Source organism: Rhodococcus sp. R1101 (assembly GCF_000278445.1).
In the GTDB taxonomy this organism is placed as follows: domain Bacteria; phylum Actinomycetota; class Actinomycetes; order Mycobacteriales; family Mycobacteriaceae; genus Rhodococcus; species Rhodococcus gordoniae.
In genome coordinates this window covers 1-1,708 of sequence record NZ_AJVB01000663.1, presented here as the reverse complement: position 1 = coordinate 1,708, position 1,708 = coordinate 1, and the positions used below count along the sequence as shown (strand labels likewise).

Sequence of the window (1,708 nt, the reverse complement as noted above, 5' to 3'; positions counted from 1 at the left end):
GACGAGACGATGCAGAGCGTTCTCGAGGGCGACCGCGGAGGACGGCGTCTGCGTGCGCACACTGTCGGCGACCTCGCCGTTCCGATCGACGGCCGCGGCACGAATACTCGTTCCCCCGATGTCGATTCCGACCGTGAGCACAGCGCCGTTCCCGTGGCCGATGCTCACGGCCGGACGTTGACGGAGATCGGCACGAAGGCCGCACGCTCGCGCGCCGGCGGATCGGGCGTGGGCTCCGGTGGGTTGCCGCCGGTCGCGGGCAGGAACTGCGAGAGGAACTCACGGAGCAGCGCGATCAGAGCAGCCACCTTGGTCGCCAGCCTGGTGACGAGCTCATGGTTCTCGCCGCGTACCAGCGCTGCAGCCGCGCAGAGCGGACACCACGCGCACCCACCCGGGGTCGCTGCCGAGTCAGGAGCGCCCGAAGACACTGCCGACCCGGAAGCGGAGTCGTCGGCGGGTGGGACGGCGAACTGCTGCACCGCACCCTCGACGCGGTCGAGCACGGCATCGGCGAGCAGCAACAGCTCGGAGAGCAGAGCTTCGTGATCGTCTCTCACAGCGGCCACACCGCCGGATCCGGTACGAAGCGCACCACCAGATCGGTGCCGTCGAACTCGGCTTCGGAGACCGTGCACCGCCGCAGCCCCGACGCGAGTCGCACCCGGCGGCGCATGCCGTCGGCGCCGACGACCAGGTCGTCGCCGATGCGTCCGAGTGTCAGGGACGCGGGGTCGGCGAGTGGGAGGTACATGCGCATCGCGTACACCGATTCCACCCCCGTTCCCGATTCGTGCTGCACCCGGACCGGATCGCCGGTGTCCGACGAGGGTGCGGGTGGGTCGCGGTGGAGCGCCGCAGCGAGCTCCTCCAGAGCTTCCAACCCTACCGGTTCGGCTGCGCGGCGCTCGCACACGATCACGGGGACGTCGGTGACGGTCGTCGTGATCTCCTCCACGATCGCCTCGTGCGCGGCCCGTTGATCGGCGAGCAGTCGCGCCGCCGCACCCGATCCACCCACCGAGGGAGTGACTCCGTTGATCACGACCGCCTCGACCCGGATTCCGGACAGGGCGAGCCACGACCGCACCCTGCGCAGTTCGGCACGACCGGCGCGATCGGGCGTCGCCACGATCACCGCCGTGCTGCGCCGACGATCGTCGAGCAGGTCGCGTACCGCGGCGATGCCCGAGAGCAGCCGGTCGAACAGGGCGACGAAGACGGCCGTCCGGGGATCGGGGCCGGTGGTGGCCGCGACCCGGCTGTGCTGCGGCCAGACCCGCTCCAGATAGTCGGCCACCGTGCGCGGCGCGGCGAGAGTGCGCAGGGCGTCGGCCGACGCCGGCGCGTCGACGACGATGTGGGACCACTTTCCGGTGTCCGAGAGTCGCGCGACCTCCGAGAGCACCAGGAGCTCCTGGACGCCGGGCAGCCCGGTCAGTTCGTCGGGCTCGGGCAGGTCGAACTGCTCGGCGTGTTCGTGGGTCCCGGCGAGCGCCGCCATCGATGCGAGGACCGCATAGCGCGACCGGAGCAGCTGCAGCGCATCGATCTCCACCATGTCGAGTTTCTCCTCGACGGTCCGGATGCCGGACCCGCCGGCGTCCCGGCTCGTGGCCGGGGGCAGGTCGAGCACGTCGCCGAGCGAGTGCGCCTGGTCGATCGAGACGACGAGCACGGCCTCCCCCGCGCGGGCGGTCGCGAGCGC

The 1,708-nt window shown here is 71.5% G+C and carries 3 protein-coding genes; all 3 read right to left on the bottom strand.

Annotated features, from left to right (window positions below):
* Nucleotides 1-168, bottom strand: a 168-nt coding sequence (locus R1101_RS30440) for an ROK family protein (RefSeq protein WP_232284817.1), incomplete at its 3' end; no start/stop codon positions are given.
* Nucleotides 165-569 carry a hypothetical protein gene (locus R1101_RS0122945; RefSeq protein WP_016935538.1) on the bottom strand — a complete coding sequence of 135 codons (405 nt, stop codon included), beginning with the start codon at nt 567-569 and terminating at the stop codon, nt 165-167. The genes R1101_RS30440 and R1101_RS0122945, both read right to left, overlap by 4 nt.
* Nucleotides 557-1,708: ArsA family ATPase (locus R1101_RS0122940; protein WP_016935537.1), on the bottom strand; the 1,152-nt coding region annotated here is incomplete at its 5' end. The genes R1101_RS0122945 and R1101_RS0122940, both read right to left, overlap by 13 nt.